At 65.3% G+C, this 17,859-nt stretch carries 18 protein-coding genes; 5 read left to right on the top strand and 13 right to left on the bottom strand.

What is annotated here, in order from left to right:
* Window positions 1–10: 10 nt before the first annotated feature.
* The 6 genes from RN01_RS02010 to RN01_RS01985 form a co-directional block, all read right to left on the bottom strand.
* A complete protein-coding gene (locus RN01_RS02010) occupies window positions 11–1,102 on the bottom strand; it encodes a BatD family protein (RefSeq protein ID WP_017513182.1) in 1,092 nt (363 codons plus the stop codon).
* Window positions 1,099–2,694: a VWA domain-containing protein gene (locus RN01_RS02005; RefSeq protein WP_024570775.1), complete on the bottom strand. Its 1,596-nt coding sequence runs from the start codon at window positions 2,692–2,694 to the stop codon at window positions 1,099–1,101. The genes RN01_RS02010 and RN01_RS02005 overlap by 4 nt, the downstream gene beginning before the upstream one ends.
* Window positions 2,691–3,695 carry a VWA domain-containing protein gene (locus tag RN01_RS02000; protein WP_024570774.1) on the bottom strand — a complete coding sequence of 335 codons (1,005 nt, stop codon included), beginning with the start codon at window positions 3,693–3,695 and terminating at the stop codon, window positions 2,691–2,693. The genes RN01_RS02005 and RN01_RS02000 overlap by 4 nt, the downstream gene beginning before the upstream one ends.
* Window positions 3,682–4,197 (bottom strand): DUF4381 domain-containing protein, encoded by a 516-nt coding sequence (locus RN01_RS01995; protein WP_017514677.1) that lies wholly within the window; start codon window positions 4,195–4,197, stop codon window positions 3,682–3,684. The genes RN01_RS02000 and RN01_RS01995 overlap by 14 nt, the downstream gene beginning before the upstream one ends.
* Before the next feature lie 187 nt (window positions 4,198–4,384).
* On the bottom strand, window positions 4,385–6,025 hold the full coding sequence (locus tag RN01_RS01990; protein WP_017514676.1) for a phage integrase family protein: 1,641 nt from the start codon (window positions 6,023–6,025) through the stop codon (window positions 4,385–4,387).
* 120 nt (window positions 6,026–6,145) lie between these two features.
* Window positions 6,146–7,102, bottom strand: a complete 957-nt coding sequence (locus tag RN01_RS01985; RefSeq protein WP_024570772.1) for a transporter — start codon at window positions 7,100–7,102, stop codon at window positions 6,146–6,148.
* A 243-nt stretch (window positions 7,103–7,345) separates the two neighbouring features.
* Here RN01_RS01985 and serA point away from each other — a divergent pair, with 243 nt between their 5' ends.
* On the top strand, window positions 7,346–8,599 hold the full coding sequence (serA, locus tag RN01_RS01980) for a phosphoglycerate dehydrogenase (RefSeq protein ID WP_017513820.1): 1,254 nt from the start codon (window positions 7,346–7,348) through the stop codon (window positions 8,597–8,599).
* A gap of 24 nt (window positions 8,600–8,623) precedes the next feature.
* Here the strand turns inward: serA and soxR are convergent, their stop codons facing one another.
* The gene (gene soxR / locus RN01_RS01975; protein WP_017513821.1) at window positions 8,624–9,133 is read right to left on the bottom strand and encodes a redox-sensitive transcriptional activator SoxR; all 510 of its coding nucleotides are present in this window, start codon (window positions 9,131–9,133) and stop codon (window positions 8,624–8,626) included.
* A 122-nt stretch (window positions 9,134–9,255) separates the two neighbouring features.
* Here soxR and RN01_RS01970 point away from each other — a divergent pair, with 122 nt between their 5' ends.
* Complete coding sequence (locus tag RN01_RS01970) at window positions 9,256–9,684, top strand: RidA family protein (RefSeq protein ID WP_008649559.1); 429 nt, start codon at window positions 9,256–9,258, stop codon at window positions 9,682–9,684.
* Window positions 9,685–9,786: 102 nt separating this feature from the next.
* Window positions 9,787–10,251, top strand: a complete 465-nt coding sequence (locus tag RN01_RS01965) for a hypothetical protein (protein ID WP_017513822.1) — start codon at window positions 9,787–9,789, stop codon at window positions 10,249–10,251.
* Here the strand turns inward: RN01_RS01965 and RN01_RS01960 are convergent.
* From RN01_RS01960 to RN01_RS01950, 3 genes are all read right to left on the bottom strand, one after another.
* The gene (locus RN01_RS01960; RefSeq protein WP_008649555.1) at window positions 10,240–10,797 is read right to left on the bottom strand and encodes a hypothetical protein; all 558 of its coding nucleotides are present in this window, start codon (window positions 10,795–10,797) and stop codon (window positions 10,240–10,242) included. The genes RN01_RS01965 and RN01_RS01960 overlap by 12 nt on opposite strands.
* Before the next feature lie 191 nt (window positions 10,798–10,988).
* Window positions 10,989–12,356: an MFS transporter gene (locus tag RN01_RS01955; RefSeq protein WP_024570770.1), complete on the bottom strand. Its 1,368-nt coding sequence runs from the start codon at window positions 12,354–12,356 to the stop codon at window positions 10,989–10,991.
* Between the two features lie 198 nt (window positions 12,357–12,554).
* Complete coding sequence (locus tag RN01_RS01950; protein WP_017513824.1) at window positions 12,555–13,469, bottom strand: LysR family transcriptional regulator; 915 nt, start codon at window positions 13,467–13,469, stop codon at window positions 12,555–12,557.
* A gap of 103 nt (window positions 13,470–13,572) precedes the next feature.
* Between RN01_RS01950 and RN01_RS01945 the strand changes: the two genes are divergently transcribed.
* Window positions 13,573–14,337, top strand: coding sequence for an SDR family oxidoreductase (locus RN01_RS01945; RefSeq protein ID WP_024570769.1), 765 nt, complete (start codon window positions 13,573–13,575; stop codon window positions 14,335–14,337).
* Window positions 14,338–14,364: 27 nt separating this feature from the next.
* On the opposite strand, the gene RN01_RS01940 is transcribed toward RN01_RS01945, so the two are convergent.
* The 3 genes from RN01_RS01940 to RN01_RS01930 all read right to left on the bottom strand — a co-directional run bounded on the left by RN01_RS01940 (window position 14,365) and on the right by RN01_RS01930 (window position 16,817).
* On the bottom strand, window positions 14,365–14,778 hold the full coding sequence (locus RN01_RS01940) for a hypothetical protein (protein ID WP_011519001.1): 414 nt from the start codon (window positions 14,776–14,778) through the stop codon (window positions 14,365–14,367).
* A 105-nt stretch (window positions 14,779–14,883) separates the two neighbouring features.
* Complete coding sequence (locus tag RN01_RS01935) at window positions 14,884–15,465, bottom strand: helix-turn-helix domain-containing protein (RefSeq protein WP_035836917.1); 582 nt, start codon at window positions 15,463–15,465, stop codon at window positions 14,884–14,886.
* 194 nt (window positions 15,466–15,659) lie between these two features.
* Window positions 15,660–16,817: a porin gene (locus RN01_RS01930; RefSeq protein ID WP_017513054.1), complete on the bottom strand. Its 1,158-nt coding sequence runs from the start codon at window positions 16,815–16,817 to the stop codon at window positions 15,660–15,662.
* A gap of 292 nt (window positions 16,818–17,109) precedes the next feature.
* Between RN01_RS01930 and RN01_RS01925 the strand changes: the two genes are divergently transcribed.
* A complete protein-coding gene (locus RN01_RS01925) occupies window positions 17,110–17,853 on the top strand; it encodes a TetR/AcrR family transcriptional regulator (protein WP_017513053.1) in 744 nt (247 codons plus the stop codon).
* Window positions 17,854–17,859: the final 6 nt, after the last annotated feature.

The raw sequence follows: 17,859 nt of genomic DNA, 5'->3' as shown, positions 1-17,859 counted from the left end.
CCCAGACCGGTTATGGGTTGAGCGGTGGCAGCGGGCCACGCAACTCGCGCCAGGCGGTCTTCCATGCCTTCAGTTGCGCATGCCACCAGACCGGCATCCGCCTGCGCAGCCCGAACGCCGCCAGGGCGATCACGGCCAGCCCCACCAATCCAGCGAAGACCCTGCCGTCGAGCCAGGCCGGCCACCAGTCCTCTGCGCCGAACGCGTCGCCGGTCGGCGCAAGGCCCAGGCCCGCCCCAGCTCGGCCCACTTCCACGGTAATGGCCGGAGCCACAGACTCGGAAGGCTTGCCGCTGGCGGGGTCATACCATTTCACGGTCACCGCCGGCAGCGTGTGACTGCCGCTGGACTCGAACACATAGGTCACGCGCTCCACGCGCCGCCCGCCCGGGGTTTCGCCGGCACCGGCTGCGCCATCGGATAGCTTCGGATCCGCCTTGAACAGCTTCACCCCAACTGGCGCCTCGAGCACGGGCGGCTGGATCATCATGGCCGGCGCATTGGGCGCGACGATCGTGATCGTCCGGACCACGGCATCGCCTGCGCGCAGGTGAGCATCCTTGCCCGTGACCGGGCGATCGAACTGTTGCGTGATCTGGAGGGGTCCGGCCGGAAGCGTGCCGACAATTGCCTGCAAGCCAGATGCCGCGCCCGGCGCACCGCTCCCGCCCTGCCCTCCGGCATGAATCACGGTGGGCGGCAACGTGATGCTGCCGGAGAGCGGCTTGCCGTCATTACCCGCGTACGTAAACGGGACCTCCGGCTGCGGCAGCGTGAAATCGCCGGCGCTTTGCGGAGTCAGTACATAGGTCTTGGTGATCGCCGCATAGCTGACGCCGCCCACCGTCTCGGTTGAGTTGACGGCGCGATCGTCCGGCATCGTGATCACGGCGCCAGCCACCTGAAGTGGCGGGAACACCGGCGCCGACATGAAGAAGTTCGGCGCCAGGATCGTCACCGAAATCTGGACGGACTGCCCAACCACGGCGGGACGCTGGGCACCGTTGCCGCCAACCTCAACGCGAACGATCGGCGCCGGCTCGGCCGCATGGGCCAGAGCCGCCATGCAGAACGCGATCAGAGCAAGCAGGCGCGCGATCATGGCTTCCCCTGTTGTCTCTGCAGCGCGAACTTCCGCGCCAGCAGTTCCGTTGGAGACGTCTGAATCGCGCGCATCCACATCTCCGCGTTTTGCTGCGCGAGGCCTTTCTGCATCTTGTCACCACCGGGAGGGGGCGGTGGCGTCGAGGCGTCGTACTGGATCTGATCCGGCTTGACGTCTGGCGCCTCTTCGTCGTGCTTCTCGCTCTGCTTCTGGCGCTCGATCAACTCCTGCATCAGCGCCAGGTTCCGCTGCGCTGGCGCCCAGCCGGACCGCTGCTGCAGTACCAGCCGGTACTGCGGGATGGCCTCCTGATACTTGCCCTGCTTCGCCAGCGCGTTGCCCAGATTGAAATGCCCGTCCGGACTGCTGATGTGCTCGAACTCGCGCGCGGCCTCGGCAAACTTACCTGCGCGGTACCACGACACGCCGCGCCACATCGGATCGTCGAATTGCGTCGCAGCCTCCGCGAACTTGCCCTGTTCGAACGCCCTCCGCCCCTGCTGGTCGTGCGTGAGCCAGAGATCGGCCAAGCGCCATGCTCGCGGGGCGGCGGTGGATTGCGCCCGCAGATCGGCCTGCGGCGCAGCCAGCACCATGGCCGCGCCGATGCCGACGATCCAGCGGATCGTCCAGCCCTTGCGGAACCAGAGCAGCGCCAGCAGCGCGATTGGAATCGTCAGGGGCCAGCCCACGTCGTGCCAGCGCACCGTGTCGGGCGACGCGGCCTGTTCCACGTGCTGCCGCACATGGCGCTGTACCCACGCCACGTCGGCATCGCCATCGGGGGTCAGCGTCGCAACGTCGATGTCCGCCGCGCGCAGCGCATGAAGCGTAGCTGAGTCCAGCCCCGGCGCGGTGCCATCGCGACCGCGCAGCGGCCCGCCATCCGCCGTCCCGATGGCCAGCACCACCACTTGCGTCCGCGCCGAGCGGGCGTAGGCGTGAAGCGGCTCCACGGCCGCGGGCTCCACGCCATCGGTCAGCAACAGGATGGTTCCGGGAACGGTCTCCTTCTTCAGCGCTGCGTCGATGGTCCGCACGGCCAGCACGGTGTCCTTGCCGGGCACCGGCATGATGCGGGTCTGCAGCGCATCGGCGAACGTCTGCAGCAGCGTCGGGTCATCGGTCAGCGGCAGTACCAGATGGGTCGAGCCAGCATACGCATAGATCGCCGTGCGCCCGCCGTCGCGCCGGGCCAGCAATGCCTTGATCTTGAGTTTGGCTCGCTCGAGCCGGGTCGGGGTCACGTCGATGGCGTCCATCGTCGGCGACAGGTCGACGGCAATGACCAGCGGTGCCTTGTCCGACGGAAACGGCGGCCGTTCGCGCTCCCAGGTCGGCCCCGCCAGCGCGATGGCGCCCAATGCCAGCAGCAAGGCCGACAGATGTACCGGGCGCAGCGCGCGCTTGCGGGTCCCTCCAACCACCAGCGCATTAAGCAGATGGGGCGCGATGACACCCCGCCAGCGTCGGCGAATATCGTCACGGCGCCGCACAGCCCAGGGCAGCCAGATCGCCGCCAGCAGCACCAGCAGCCACCAGGGCCTCAGAAAATGAAACTCGGCCAGGGCCTCGACGTACGCACTCATGCGGTCGATTCCAACGCAGCCGCCCGCGCCAGCCAGCGCGCGTAGAGCGCCATCGCCAACTGGTAGCACAGCATCAGCAACACGGCGGCGCCAAGCGGCCACATGAACAACTCGCGGCGCGGCTGCCAGGTCAGTGTCTTCTCCCTGTGCGGCGTGACGCGGTCCAGCGTGGCGTAGATGGAGGCCAGGCTGGTTTGGTCGGCGCCAAAGAAGTACCGGCCTCCGGTGGTGCTGGCAATGTGCTTCAGCGCGTCCAGATCGACCTTCTGCTCGCCGGTCGTGGCCGGGTCCCCGATGCCGACGGTATGGACCACCACGCCGCGCGTCTTCGCGATGTCGGCCGCCTGAGCCGGCGGCATCCGGCTGGCGGTGTCATTGCCGTCGGTCAGCAGAATCATCACCTTCTCCTGCGCGTGACTCTGGTCGAACATCTTGATACCGAGGCCGATGGCGTCACCGAGCGATGTGCTTGCCCCGGCCATGCCGGGCACCATGTCGGCCAGCAGTTCACGCACCAGTGCGTGGTCGAGTGTGAAAGGGGCCAGCGGATACGGGGCATCGCCAAATACGATCAGCCCGATGCGATCACCGGTCCTGCGCGCCACGAAATCCGCCACCACCTGCCGCACGGCATCGACACGCGGCTCCAGGACGCCCGATGGGGTCTTGAAGTCGCGCGTGTCCATCGACTGCGACAGATCGAGCGCCAGCAGCAGATCGCGCACGGGCTGGGTCCGTTGCAGCGGCGGCTCGAGGTACTGCGGACGGGCCAGCGCAACGACTACCAGGCCCCATGCAATCGGCCCCAGCAGCAACTGGACGAGATTGCGCCGTGGCACGTGCGCCCCGAGCGCGGGCTTCAGGCCAGCGGCACTGGCCACCTCCCCGAAAAACGGCAAGCGGACCGACGCGCTTTCCTCGCGATATGGCGGCAGCCACCACCAGAGCAGCAACGGCAGCGGCAGGAGCGCGAACAGCCAGGGATACTCAAAGATGATCATCGTACCCATCGTGCCCATCGTGCGCATCGTGCCGATAGCCGGCGATCCAGATCCGGCACGCGCCAAGGGTTGCCCGAAGCTGCGCCTCGGGCCACTGGGCCAGGGTAGCCGCGCCGCGATACTCGGCATCGTCGATCAGCGCAGCGAGAGCCGGAACCGCATCGCCCGCGCCACCTGCATGGGTGTGCAGAAAATCGCGCCACGCCGGGCCAGACAGGGCCGCCACGGAGTGCCGGGGCCACTGGGCCAGTGCCAGCCGCTTGAGCAGTTCGGCCAGCGACAAGAGCAGCGTGGCCCGTTCGGCGCTATCCGCCGTCTGCTGCAAGGCAGCCAATTCCCTGAGCGCCGCCCGGCGGAAACGATTGGCGTACCAGCGTCGCGCGGTCCTCCAGGCCAGCCAGAGCACGCCGACCAGCAGCACGACGCCAACCACGAGCCAGCCTACCGTCTTCGGCATCCACGACGGCGGCGTTGGCGTGACGATATCGATCAGTTCGTTCACGGCCCCACCCGTGTCATGCGAATGCTCCCTCTCGTGCGGATCGCCCGGAATTCGGGCAGGTTACGCTGAGTCGGAGGCTGACCGAAGTAAGATTTTTCGAGCGCCGGGCTGAAGGAAATCGACGAAGGCCGGGTAGCCGGCCATCACGTGACCATCACGTGACCATCACGTGACCATCACGTGACCATCAGGCAGCCAACACATACATCGACGTCGTGTCCAGGCTCGCATGACCAAGCTGCTGCTGCACGACCTCGAGCGCAACGCCTCGCGCCACTGCGTGCGCACCCGCCGTGTGCCGCATCCAGTGCGCGCTGGCCTGGGCCAGTTGCGCCGCGTCATCCTCGGCCCCCGCCAAGGTGGCGGCCTGGGCGAAGTACCGCTTCCAGATCGCGCCGATCTGCGCGACCGACAGCGCGCCACCCTCGTCACCAATCTTGACGCGGCCAATCAGCGGCGTGGCAGCCGGCAGGCTTTCGAATCCGCGCCCCAGCCCACGCGCTGCCAGATGCCCACGCAGGGCATCGATCACTGCCTCGGGAAGTGGAATCTGGCGCGGCTTGGGGCCCGGCACCGCAAGCGTCCAGTGTCCGTTCCACGTCAGATGCCCGACCGTAGCCGCCGCCTGCTCCGAGATACGCAGCCCCGAGGCATGTGCCAGGTGCAGCATAAAGGTCAACCGCGCGGCACGCGGGTCGTCGGCCAGCAGATCCGACACATGACGCAGCAGGAAGCGCCACTGCGGCTCAGTGAAGCTGCGGGCAACCTGGATGCGAGGGGTGTCCCCGCCAGTCGGGAGAGACAACACCTCGAACGGGTTCGCGCGCGCATGGCCTTGCTCGATCAGCCATCCATACAGCGTGCTGAGGATCTTGCGTGCATGACGGATGCTGGCAGGGGAGAGTGGTCCTTCGAAAGGCCGCCAGTCATGGCGGTCGCGTGGCGTGCCGCGCCGGCCCACCCACTGGGCGGAAGGTTGCGGATCGGCGAGGAACGCGATATAGGCGGCGCCATCCTCGGCCGTCACCGTCGCCAGGGACTTGCCTCGCGCGTGCAGGGTCCATAGCAGGAACCGCTCGGCCTGCGTCCGGTAGGCGCGCCAGGTGTGCCCGCCTTCCGGCTGATAGCCGCCCAGCCAGCCCTGAACCGCCCTGACATCGGCGCGTGCGCCCGGCGCACGCAGCGACTCGAGCGGCCCCGGCGCCAATACGGCAGCCATCGCGCCGATATGGGCGCCCTGCTCCTGCAACCAGATCTCCACCTGCCGTGCGGTCCGCGCGCCGATGCCGGGTACGCGCCGGTACCAGCCCTGTCCGCCCGCGCCCACGGCGGCCTGCAATGCGCCCAGCGTCTGCCAGCCGGCGTCGGCCAGCCTTGCGGCGATGGCCGGGGCGAACCAGCCACTCACCGCATCGGCTGCAGTGGGGCGCGTCAGCAGCATCGGCTGGAGCGCGTCGAGCGCCCGCAGCAGCCTGCGCTGGCGGGTCTGCCTGGCTGTGACGGATTCCCCGGCCGGTGCATGAATCAGGGCCAGCCACGCCGACTCGGTCAGCATCCGCTCCTGGCCGCTGCCACCGGATCGCGGACGGGTAGCCAGACGCCTGACGCCTCGCGCAAGCGCTTCCTCGATCCAGAGAAGCTGGGAACGGACCAGGCGCAGATCGAGACCCTTGTCCAGATAGCGGTCGGCCAGACGTCCGAGGTCCAGCCCCTGCAGGTACCCACGGTAGAACGCGAAATCATTGGGGCCAAGCGCGCGGCCGGGGGTGACCGGCGGGCGCTGACGCCGGCGGGCCGGCGGGGCGATACGGGGTACGGCTTGAGGCAAGGCGGTAAGGCGTAAACGACAAAGGGCGCGATGATACCGCGAGTCGCGGTGCCATCACGCACCCAGTACCTTGCCAGGCCGGCCCCTTCATCCCAAGGGGACCTGCGAACACGCCGCGCCTCAGAACACCAGCGTCGCGCTCCCCATCACCGTCGCCGTGCTGTCCAGACGGTTCTTGCTGGCGACGGTCGGTACCCATCGCAGGGAGAGGGACAGCGGTGCCTTGCCGCCGAGTTTAGTGTCGTAGGTCACGATCGGGCCCATGGCGAAGTCACGGCCACGGAATCCGTTCAGGCGGTCCGCAATCGGACCGCTGTCGTTGCCCAGCTGCTGCACGGTGCCCATCACGATGCCTGCGCCCCATTTGCCGAATTTCTTCACGCCCATCACGTCGAGCGTGAACAGCGGCGCATTCTGATAGTCGGTAGCGGTGTTCCGCGTATAGAACTGGAAAGCCCCCACCGCGTTGAATTCGAGCCCGTATTCCGGCATCAGATGCGTAAATGCAATCTGCGGTACGAAGGTCCAGTTGTTCAGGCTCGGGTTGGCCAGCGCACTCTTGTCGTACTGGCCCGTGGGCGCCCACACGTTGAAGCTCAGCGCCATATGGCTGGTCTTCGAGAAGTGATAGCCCGCGATGATCGGGCTGAAGTACATGTCGTATAGATTGGAGGCCCGATCCGATGTCCCACGCGAGAAATTGCCTATACCGGCAGTTGTATGGACCGACATCCAGACGTAGGGCAGCGTAAAGCTCGAGGCAAAGTTCCACGCCCCTCCGCCGGTATCCCAGACCTTCATCAGCGTGGCCAGCGTGAAGGCGACCTTCGCGTCGAGACCGATCGAGGTCTTGCCGGCGATCGGCACTTCCCGGCCGCCACTGACCGATCCGTCCATGTAAAGCTGTTGCAAATTTGCAATCCAGACCGGCTCGGACGGGATAACGGCCACATTGGGCGACACACTCGTGCCGGTCACCGGGCGACCCAGTGCGCCTTCCGTGGCGTGACATGCCAGCGGAGCCAGTAGCCCTCCCGCTGCCAAAGCGGTCAGGACGGCCGATTGCGCGCGCTTCATTCTTGTTTCCCCTTGACGATGACAATGCGCCCCTCCTGGCGCAGATGCTGCATCGTCTCAGATTCCTCCCGGGTCCGAATTCAGCTTTCTAATTTCACGAGTTGAATGTTTTCGCTGTCCCGACTCCTCCGGGGTTCCGGAGTCCCGGGGGAATCGCCTTGATCCCCTTGCCCACGTCAACAGCACGGGTAAGCGTCGGTGGTAAGGTGTGCCCATGCGCGTCCCGCATATCGCATATCGCGTATGGACGCCCCGTGCCTTCCCAACTCTCCTGCATTCAGCCCGACCATCATGGCCAGCGCCCTGCTTCTCGAGAACATCCACGCCAGCGCCCAGCAACTGCTGAGCCGCCACCAGATCGACCTCGCCACCCAGGGCAAGGCCCTGGCCGGCGACGCGCTGCTTGCCGCCACGCGCGATTACGAACTGCTGGGCATCCGCTCGGCTACCACGCTGACAGCCGAAGCGTTCGCCAAGGCGCAGCGGCTGCTCACGGTCGGCTGCTTCTGCATCGGCACGTCCCAAGTGGACCTGGGCGCGGCTGCCCATGCCGGCATCCCGGTTTTCAATGCGCCTTTTTCGAACACACGTTCCGTGGCGGAGCTGGTCATCGGCCAGGCCATCATGCTGATGCGGCGCATCCCGGAGAAGAGCCGCGCCGCCCACAGCGGCCAATGGCAGAAAACCGCCAAGGGCGCCTTCGAGATCCGGGGCAAGACCATGGCGGTGATCGGCTATGGGAACATCGGCGCGCAGGTTGGCATCCTGGCCGAGGCGATGGGCATGCGCGTGGTGTTCTACGACATCCGCCCCCGCCTGTCGATCGGAGGCGCCATGCCGGTGCACTCGCTCGAAGATGCCCTGTTGCAGGCCGACGTGGTGACGCTGCACGTCCCCGCCACGCCGCAGACACGCAACCTCATGGATGCCAAGGCACTGGCTGCCATGCGACATGGCAGCATCCTGATCAATGCCTCGCGCGGCACCGTGGTGGATATCCCGGCGCTGGCGCAATTGCTGGACAACGGGCAACTGGCCGGCGCGGCCATCGACGTGTTCCCGGAAGAGCCGCGCAGTAACGCCGATCCGTTCGTCTCGCCGCTGCAGGGCAAGCCGAATGTCATCCTGACGCCCCATGTCGGCGGCAGCACCGAGGAAGCGCAGGAGAACATCGGCGTGGAAGTGGCGACCAAGCTGGTCAACTTTCTCGAAACCGGCGCGACCCTGGGCGCGGTGAACCTGCCACAGATTCAGCCGGCGCCGCAACAGGCTCCGGCTCGCGTGCTCAACATCCACTACAACCGCCCGGGCACGCTGTCGCACTTCAACCAGGCGCTGGCCGAGATCGGCGCGAATATCGTGGCCCAGCAACTGCAGACCGAGGGCGATATCGGCTACGCGATTACCGACATCAGCCTGGTGCCGCCGGCCGGCTGGGCGGAGGCGCTGATGAAGGATGATGCCTTCATTCGCACCCGGGTGATCGTGGCGCCCTGACCGGCGGCTTCACCGCCGCGCCGGTCATCGCGCCTTGCCCGATTTCCGGTGCTCGCAGGGCCCGGCCCCAAAATGCGGGCCGGGCCCTTCTTCCGCCAGCGCATCCTGTGGATTGCGCAACGGACACTCCTTCAGGGACAGACACCCGCATCCGATACAGCCATCGAGCTGATCGCGGAGTTGCGTCAGCGTGCGGATGCGTGCGTCCAGATCCGCGCGCCATACGGCTGAAAGCCGTCGCCAGTCCGCAACCGTCGGCGCCTTGTCATCCGGCAGGCGGCTGAACGCTTCGGCAATCACGGACAGCGGCAAGCCCATGCGCTGGGCCACCCGTATGACCGCGAGGCGCCGCAGTATCCCGCGCGGATACCGGCGCTGGTTGCCGGCACTTCGTGTGCTGCAGATCAATCCCTTCGATTCATAGAAATGCAGGGCGGACACCGCGACGCCGCTACGCGCGGCAACTTCGCCAACGGTGAGCGGATCGCCGGATCGCAACGGGTGGTCTTCATGATCTTCGAGGGCGCGTTTCATGGTGGTGGAAAACTGGTCACGGACGATGCGCCATCGTAGCGTGAAAACTCGCCTACAAACAGCTTGACCTCAAGCGCACTTGAGGTTTGATACTGGCGCGACTTTCCACTGAGGACCTTGCCATGCTGCTCGAATCGCCCCGCGCTCCCTATCTCCAGTTCATGAATCCTCCCGATCTGTACGACCCCAAGCTCAACGGCTATTCGCATGTGGCTGTAGCGACGCGCCCGGCAAGGATCATTTTCGCGGCCGGGCAAGGCGGGGAAGACATGATCGGCGGCTTGCGTGCCGGCTTCCAGGAGCAGGTGAAACAGGCGCTTGCCAACCTGCGCGTCGCGCTGCAGGCCGGCGGCGCCGACATTCCTGATATCGCAAAGATCACCGTGCTCATCGTCGACCATTCGATGGACCGTCTGGCGATCTTCAGCCGCGCGTGGCAAGCCATGCTCGGTGACTGGCCGGCCCCCGCCTGCACGCTGATTCCCGTGCCGCGCCTGGCGCTGGATGGCATGTTGTTCGAGATCGAGGCCATCGCTGTATTGCCGGAGTAAAAGGACCGCCACAAAGAGGACTGCCGGACGCAAGATTCGTACCGCGAGCGAACCGGGCGTGCGTCACCTAAAGTAGGTGGAGATGCAACGGAGACGTACGTCATGGAAGCACTGACCACTGCACTGGCGCGGCTCAGCCTCCGTGCCAGGCGGTGCGCGGAATCGTTGGCAGCCGTGGCCGCGGTGGCTACAGAACCTCAGTGGCGTGCCGAGTTGGCGCATCGCGCTAATCTGCAGCATTGCGCGGCCGCGGAACTGGCGGCGCGTGCCGGCATCCCTGACGAGGATGCCGACGATCCTCCGGTCAGTCTTCGGGAGATTCCGCCCTTCCTCGCCGGCAAACAGGGTCTGATCGATTTCGCAGCGCAGCAGGCAGCGCGCGCCGCCGCCGCATACGGCGACTTGCTACGCGAACCACTGGATGACGTCGAATTGCGCCTGCTGCTGGCGCACTACTATCGTGGCGCAACGGAACTGCAGCGCCTACTCGAACAACGCGCGATGGATCTCGATCACTCGCATAGCGATGAGCGCGCGGCCCACGCAACGCCTCCGCTACATCGCTAAGGCGCCGGGTGGCGGCAAGGCCGCTGGTTGCAGCGCCGCCTGGGTCTTCGCGGTCAACTCCTGCTGCGGCAGATAGGGGCGAATAACCAGCGCCACGTAGTCCTGGTCGTCCGGCGAGACCACCAGATACACCAGCCCCGAGATCACCAGTGCCACCTCGCCGATCTGCTCGGCGATGCGCGCGGCCACGAAGTACTGCAGCAATGTCTGGTCGATGGTCGAGTCGATGGCCTGGGCCGCCGTGGAAATCGTCTGCAGGCATTGCTCGCCGGTCTGGCACACCACGATCACTTCGTCGATTGCATAGCCGGTCGGCGCCCCGCGCACCATCACCGAAATTCCCTCGCTGGTCTTGGCCCGATGCCAGCCCGGCTTGGCATGAAAATCCGGCAGGACCATCTTTGCCCCGGAATCATGGGCAACGGCATTGAACTGCTGGGCGAAATCGTGGGGACTGATGGCAAGCAACTGCCGTTCGACAGGCGTGGAGGACACGGCCACGGACGCGGCCACGCTCGCGCTGACCAGAATGGCGGCTAGATTCATCGCTACCTCCCTCGCACGCGCGCCAGCGGGAGGCACGGCGCCGCCAGCCGGTCACGATGCACGCCATGTCTTTGCGACAGGCGTTCCAGCCTCTGGCGGGCGGTTGGACGTCCCAGGCGGGACATTGTCCCGATACGTGGTCCCCTTCAGGACCACTATAGGCGGCGGAGACGTCCGGCGATATGTCTCGATTACTTTCTGGCGGTTTGCATCGCGGCGCTATCGGCACTCTGCGGCGTCACCAGCCGCAGCCCACTGGCAACGGCTGCCGCACCCGCGAATCCTGCGCCGAGTGCCAGCGCAAGCGTCGGGCCGTGGCTGTCGGCAATGCTGTAAGACAACGCCACCAGCGCAGCGCCCGTGGCCTGACCAAGCAGCCGTGCCGTGGCCACCACTCCGCTGGCGCCGCCGGCACGCTCGCGCGGCGCGCTTGCCATCAGTGCCTTGAGGTTGGGTGACTGGAAGAAGCCAAAACCAGCGCCACAGATCGCCATGCGGATACCGATATTGAGGACGCTGGCGTCAGCCGGCATCAGCGCCAGCGATGCCATGCCCACGGACATGATCGCCAGACCTATACCGCCGAGCAGCCCCGGCGGATAGCGATCCGAAAGGCGGCCCGCGATCGGCGCCATCAGCGCCACCACGGCAGACCACGGCGTGAGCAGGAACCCGGTTTCCACCGGACTCCGACCCAGGACATGCTCGAAATAGAACGGCAACGACACAAAGGCCAGCCCTTGCGCCGCGAATGAGCAGATTGCCGTCAACGTCGAGAGCGCGAACATCGGCCGCTTGAACAGATCCACAGGCAACATCGGGGCCGGGTGGCCGCGCTCGCGGCGCAGCAGCAATACGAACGCAATGACGAACACGATTGCAGCGGCCACCACGTATTCGGCCGGCGCGCGCTGGACGCCTTCGCCCAATGCAAAGATCAGTGAGGCAAACGTGATGACGTTAAGAATGGCCGCCACCGGGTCGAAACCATGGTCGCTACGTTTGGTCTTCGGCAGAGACGGAATGGCGATCGCCAGCGCAAGCAGCCCGATCGGCAGGTTCACCGCGAACAGCCACGGCCACGATCCGAACGACAGGATGACCGATGCCACGGTGGGCCCGACCGCGAAGGACACCCCCACCACCAGCGCATTGAGCCCGACACCTCGACCAAGGCGGTGAATCGGAAAGATGGCGCTGATCAGGGCAGTGTTCACGCTCATGATCGCCGAGGCGCCGATGCCCTGAAGCGCGCGCGCGGCGGCCAGCGATGGCAGCGACCACGCCATCGCGCAGATCACCGACGAGACGATAAACACCACCACGCCGGCGAGATAGATCCGCCGATGGCCAAGAATGCCCCCCAGCGCCGCGAACGGCAGCAGCGTCGCCACCATGGCCAGCTGGTAGGCGTTGATGATCCACACGGAAGCGGCCGGCGTGCTGTTCAGGTCGGCCGCGATATTGGGCAGCGCCGTATTCGCGATCGCCGTGTCGAGCGTGGCCAGCGAGACCGCGATCATGATGGCGGCCATGCCGCGCTTCTCGCGCGCGGTCATCGGGGTGTCGAGGGGCGCGGCGGCGGAGGCTGGCTGGCTGGCGTTGTTCTGCACGGTGTCGAACGGGAGCGAGTGTCGGAAACGGCGATTTCGTTGCAACGTCAACTATCGCCAAGTCGCAACAATACGGGAAAACGCGAAGGTCTGCTGGACTCGCTTCAACGCCCGGTTGACTGATGTCTGGCAAGTATCGCGCGTTCAGTCGACTTCTACGCCGTTCGTTCCACGATGTTTTGCGAACTCCGCCGAAACCCAGTCGAGAAACACTCTCACTCGCTGCGACAACTGACGACTCCGAGGGTACAGCAGCGATACCGACATCGTCGGTGGGGGAATTTCCGACAACACGCTGACCAACGTGCCGCGGAGCAAATCCTCCTCGACGTGGTAACGCGGCACCTGAATCAATCCGAGGCCTAGCCGACATGCCGCCACCAGGCTTTCCGCGCCGCTCACCGACACGGGCGCCGGCAACATGACCTCACTGCGGACCCCACCGGTCATGAATTCGAGCGGCAGCAGGCCACCGGTTAGCGTGGAGCGAAACCCGACCATGCTGTGGTCGCCAAGCGACTCGATCGACACTGGATTGCCATACCGCGCCAGGTACGGGGGAGCGGCGAGCGTGAGTTGCGCCAGCCGGGCCACGCGTCTGGCCACCATCTCGCTGTCCTGCGGTTCGCCAACGCGGAGCACGCAGTCGATGCCCTCCCGAACCAGATCGACCAAACGATCGCCCTCACTGATTTGCAGCGTAATGCCCGGGTGCTGCGCCAGAAATGCCGGCAAGGCCGGAAACAGGAAGCGGCGCGCGAGTTGCCCTTGCACGTCGACCCGCAGCACGCCTTTAGGTGAGGTGCCCGCGAATGCCGCCTCTGCCTCCTCAAAATCCGCCAGCAGCCGCAGACAGCGCTGGAAATAGGCTTCGCCGTCGAGCGTCGGGCTCACGTGGCGTGTCGTCCGCTGCAGTAATCGCACGCCAAGCCGCGATTCCAGTTGCTTGACCGCGTCGGTCACCGACGACCGTGGCAAGTCGAGGTCCTTGGCCGCGGCGGTGAAACTGCGCCGCTCCACGATTCGCGTGAACACGCGCATGGCGTCGATCCGGTCCATATTGTTCGGATTTTCGAATACTGATGCCGAATTCTGCCTGTTTATCTAGCATGGCGTAAGGTCTATCGTTCCCTCACCGATTCAGTTCATTCGAGGAAATGCCATGACTACAGACCACTCGCAGCCGTCGCAGGGGGAATCACAAAAGGTCGCCATCGTTACCGGCGCATCACGCGGCATCGGCGCCGCCATTTCGGCGCGGCTGGCCCGCGACGGCTTCGCGGTTGTCATCAACTATGCGAACGGCGCGGACACCGCCGGGGATCTGCTTCGCAAGCTCGAAGCAAGTGGCGGCCGGGCCATGACCTTCCAGGCCGATGTCAGCGATGCCAGCGCGGTCGCCCGCATGTTCGATGCAGCCGAGGCAACGTTCGACGGCGTCGACATCGTCGTCAACAACGCGGGCGTGATGGTGCTCGACACGATCGCAGCGTCTGACGACGCAGCATTCGAGCGCGTGATGAACATCAATCTGAAAGGGGCTTTCCACACCATGCGCGAGGCTGCCCGCCGCCTGCGCCATGGCGGCCGGATCATCAATCTCTCGACCAGCGTCATTGGCTTGCGCATGGAGCGCTACGGCATCTACGCGGCCTCGAAGGCGGCCGTGGAAGCGATGACCGCCGTACTGAGCAAGGAGATGCGCGGCCGCGCCATTACCGTCAATGCGGTGGCACCCGGGCCGACCGCCACTGATCTGTTTCTCGACGGCAAATCACCTGAAACGATCGAACGGCTCGCGAAGCTCAATCCGCTCGAACGACTGGGCACACCTGAAGATATCGCGGCTGCGGTGGCATTCCTGGCCAGCCCCGATGGGGCCTGGATCAATGGCCAGGTGTTACGCGCGAATGGGGGAATGGTCTAGCGGCCACGCAGGTGCAAGGCCGCCCGTTCAATAGTACGGGCCGTAGCGCATCTGCACGTCATCGACGTGGTTGGTGCGCAAGTTGAAGAGGCACGTATAGCGGAACGACATGCTCTCCTCGGTGCCATCGGGCTCGAACGTGCCCTCGCCGCTCACGCCGGCTTGCGAGGCGGATTGCTGATAGATCCGCTCGCGGTCCGGCATCATCATCACGCTGCCCGGCTGCGGATATCGATTCTTGACGGCGTTAGCGACCATCTTCTCGCAGGCGTTGCCGGCGGCTTCCATCTGCGCCCGACTGACGCCGCCATAGTTTCCGGCAGGAGGCGCCACGCTTGTGGGCGGCGTGCGTTGTGGCGGGGTGGGAGGAGGCATTGGTGTGCTGGTGCAGGCTGCGAGCAACGCGGCCAGGGCCAGGCACGGATAGGAAAGACGTGGCATCAGGTCGTATCCGGAGTCGGCGGAAAAAACCGTCGGAAGACGGGTGCTATGCCTTGGACTCTATGTCAGAAATGCTCTCGGAGCAACCTGGAAGGCACTGGCGCGTCACGCAACCTTGCCGGCTTCCCGCGCCAAAGGGGCGGCCGGGGCTGCCGGAGCCGCCGTCGTCATGTGAGATGTCGCGGAAGAAAGCCTCGCGCGCGTGGACTCATCGGCCGCCGGCCCTGCCCTGAGCACATGGCGCCTGCCCATCTGCAGTGGCTCGCCGTTCTCGGTATCCACCAGCATCGGTTCCACCACCTTGCCGGTTTCGCGATCGACGATCTGGACACTGGGCCCTTCCGGCGCGAAGTTGCGATTGCCCCAGGCCAGCAGCGCCAGCAATACCGGGCGGAAATCCCGTCCGCAATCGGTCAGCACGTACTCGTAGCGCGGCGGGCGCTCCGAATACTGGCGCTTTTCCAACAGGCCTTCCTCGACCAGGCCGTTGAGCCGGCGCGTCAGCATGTTCGGCGCGATATCGAGGTTTCGCTGGAACTCGTCGAAGCGCTTCGTGCCATAGAACGCATCGCGCAGAATCAGAATGCTCCACCATTCGCCCACCCGCTCGAGGCTGCGGGCGATCGGGCATTGCATATTGCGGAAAGTCTTGCGTTGCATATCGTCCGGACCGTTTGGCGAAAACATGATGATGATACCTACGTTCGGCAACGTCGGACGATCTGGAATGGTGGCGGCCGGCCCCGACCCCGCCCCCATGACGGCGCCAAGGGCAGCGACAGAAGCAACGCGACCAACAAAAACGGCGCCGCAACATCCATTGCGGCGCCAGAATACCTGCGCGGAGTGGAGTGCCGCGCAGGCCCTCGCTTTCAGTTGGATCAGAAGATGTGGCGCAGACCCAGCGAAACGCCCATCTGACCGCTGGCATCAGGCGTCTTGTAATAGACCTGCGAGGTCGACGGCAGATAGCCCACCGACTGACCGTTCGGCAAATACGAGATGTTGTCCCAGTTCAGCGACGCGTTGCGTGCGTACATCACCGCGAAGAAGACATCCGTGCGCTTGGAAAGGTTGTAGTCGGCCAGCGCCAGGTACTGCTGAGGATTCTTCGGGTTGACGTGCTGCCCAGCGATCGTCGCGTCCTTGATGTCGTCGTAGTAGTACGCCGCGGTCAGGCGCAGCGCGGCCGTGGCGTCCCAGGACACGCCGGCCCAGTACATGTTGTCGCGATGCGGCAACAGCGTCGGCGTGCCGGTCGACGGCGCCACCGAGTTGCCCCAGCGATAGCCGGCGACCATCTTCACCAGTCCGAGACGGTAGCTGCCCGCGACCATCGCGCGCATGTCGCGACCGTAGTCGTTCGAACCCGACGCGCCCGATGCCTGGGCGGTATTCAGCGTCTTGACTTCGTCATAGGCTGCCGCGACACCGAACGGACCAGACTGGTAGGACGCGCCGATACCGTACGCCGAACCGGCCGCGAACGTACCGGTGCGCTCTCCGAACGACCAGTGCGTCATCAGCGAAACCGGGCCGAACGTGCCCTGGTACTGGACCATGTTGTTTTCGCGGAAGTTCGCCCCGGCAATGCCGACCACGGGCTCGAACTCGGGCGCGTACGCCGCCGGCGTGAAGCTACCCATGATCAGAAACGCCGACGTGTACTGGCGGCCGAACGTCAGCTTCCCCCACTGGTTCTGCAGGCCCAGGTAAGCCTGACGGCCGAACAGCAGGCCGCCGTTACCCATCTGTCCATTGTCGGTATTGAACTGGTTCTCCAGCACGAACAGGCTCTGGAGCCCGCCACCAAGATCCTCGATACCGCGCAGGCCGAAACGCGACTGCGCGATGCCCGACGAGTTCATGAACACGTCCGACCCGCTGCCCGGCGCCAGCACGCCGTTGTTGGTGTTCTGCACGTGGTTGACGTACTGGATGCTCGTCGTCACAACGCCATAGAGCGTCACGGAAGATTGTGCCTGCGCCCCTTGCGCAAGCAGGCCGCCGGCGATGGCGGCGAACAGCGTCTTCTTCATGTTTTGGGATCCCCGTCCTCTGGTGTGGTGGCCCATGACTCCGGTTCCTCCGACCCGGTGTCCTGAGGTGCAATCTTGCGATTGCATCACGTCATTTAATCTCTCGTATTAAATTGACAAGGACGAAGGCTAAGGCCATCCGAAGGTTCAGATAGCTAGGACTTTCCCCAACTGGACGGGTATTCGGACGGAATTCGGCACCGCGACAGATGTCGGACATCAGATTTTTCCGTATCCTTGCCGGGCTTTCATTCATCCACCGAGAAGCTCAGGGAACGGCAGGACATTTCTGATGAAGCTCAAGCAAGCGCGCACCATCATCGCCGACGAGCACAAGCCACCTGCGCACGGCAAGGCTGGCAAGCACGGCAGCCCCGACGCGGAAGCGACCGACGACAATGGCGACGGCCTGACCGACACGGCAAGAAGGATCCTCGAGATCGCCGAGCGGCTTTTTGCCGAGCAGGGCGTGGAGCAGGTGGCACTACGGCAGATCGTGGTGGAAAGCGGCCAGAAGAACCGCTCCGCCCTGCACTACCACTTCGGGTCACGCGAGGCCCTGGTGAGCCATCTGCTCAACCGCCGCCTGCACGAGATCAACCGGATTCGGAACGGCTATCTCGACGCGCTGGAGCAACGCGGGACGCCCGTCGACATTCACGGCGTGGTGGATGCCACGATTCGTCCGCTGGTCGACGTGGTGCTCCAGACGGACTGGGGCACCAACTACCTGCAGGTATTGGCACAGACCACGTTCAGCCCGGGTCTGCTGAGCAAAGGCCTTGTGGATCGGACCGCGATGAGCGCGCTGTACCGCGTGCGGGAGCACATCTACCAGTTGTTTCCGAACGTGCCGCGCGACGTGATGAAACTGCGCATGGTCTGGTTCATCGACACCGTGGTCTACGCGCTGGCCCATTGGGTGCGCGAGCGCGGGAAACGCTCGCGCTCGGAACCGCCGATGGAGGAACTGATTGATTTCTGCGCGGCGGCGATCCAGGGGCCGACGCCCCCCGGTTCCGCCCGAAAGCGCTAGCCGACC

The sequence above is a fragment of the Cupriavidus sp. SHE genome, assembly GCF_000812445.1.
Lineage (GTDB): Bacteria > Pseudomonadota > Gammaproteobacteria > Burkholderiales > Burkholderiaceae > Cupriavidus > Cupriavidus metallidurans.
Note: the sequence above shows the minus strand (reverse complement) of the source record. Positions and strands in the feature narration are given on the sequence as shown.

Bases quoted from the DNA above. Each gene is read 5' to 3' on its own strand.
- RN01_RS02010 (WP_017513182.1), bottom strand. From the start codon at position 1,102: ATGATCGCGCGCCTGCTTGCTCTGATCGCGTTCTGCATGGCGGCTCTG.
- RN01_RS02005 (WP_024570775.1), bottom strand. From the start codon at position 2,694: ATGAGTGCGTACGTCGAGGCCCTGGCCGAGTTTCATTTTCTGAGGCCC.
- RN01_RS02000 (WP_024570774.1), bottom strand. From the start codon at position 3,695: ATGATCATCTTTGAGTATCCCTGGCTGTTCGCGCTCCTGCCGCTGCCG.
- RN01_RS01985 (WP_024570772.1), bottom strand. From the start codon at position 7,102: ATGAAGCGCGCGCAATCGGCCGTCCTGACCGCTTTGGCAGCGGGAGGG.
- serA (WP_017513820.1), top strand. From the start codon at position 7,346: ATGGACGCCCCGTGCCTTCCCAACTCTCCTGCATTCAGCCCGACCATC.
- soxR (WP_017513821.1), bottom strand. From the start codon at position 9,133: ATGAAACGCGCCCTCGAAGATCATGAAGACCACCCGTTGCGATCCGGC.
- RN01_RS01970 (WP_008649559.1), top strand. From the start codon at position 9,256: ATGCTGCTCGAATCGCCCCGCGCTCCCTATCTCCAGTTCATGAATCCT.
- RN01_RS01965 (WP_017513822.1), top strand. From the start codon at position 9,787: ATGGAAGCACTGACCACTGCACTGGCGCGGCTCAGCCTCCGTGCCAGG.
- RN01_RS01960 (WP_008649555.1), bottom strand. From the start codon at position 10,797: ATGAATCTAGCCGCCATTCTGGTCAGCGCGAGCGTGGCCGCGTCCGTG.
- RN01_RS01955 (WP_024570770.1), bottom strand. From the start codon at position 12,356: ATGACCGCGCGCGAGAAGCGCGGCATGGCCGCCATCATGATCGCGGTC.
- RN01_RS01950 (WP_017513824.1), bottom strand. From the start codon at position 13,469: ATGGACCGGATCGACGCCATGCGCGTGTTCACGCGAATCGTGGAGCGG.
- RN01_RS01945 (WP_024570769.1), top strand. From the start codon at position 13,573: ATGACTACAGACCACTCGCAGCCGTCGCAGGGGGAATCACAAAAGGTC.
- RN01_RS01940 (WP_011519001.1), bottom strand. From the start codon at position 14,778: ATGCCACGTCTTTCCTATCCGTGCCTGGCCCTGGCCGCGTTGCTCGCA.
- RN01_RS01935 (WP_035836917.1), bottom strand. From the start codon at position 15,465: ATGTTTTCGCCAAACGGTCCGGACGATATGCAACGCAAGACTTTCCGC.
- RN01_RS01930 (WP_017513054.1), bottom strand. From the start codon at position 16,817: ATGAAGAAGACGCTGTTCGCCGCCATCGCCGGCGGCCTGCTTGCGCAA.
- RN01_RS01925 (WP_017513053.1), top strand. From the start codon at position 17,110: ATGAAGCTCAAGCAAGCGCGCACCATCATCGCCGACGAGCACAAGCCA.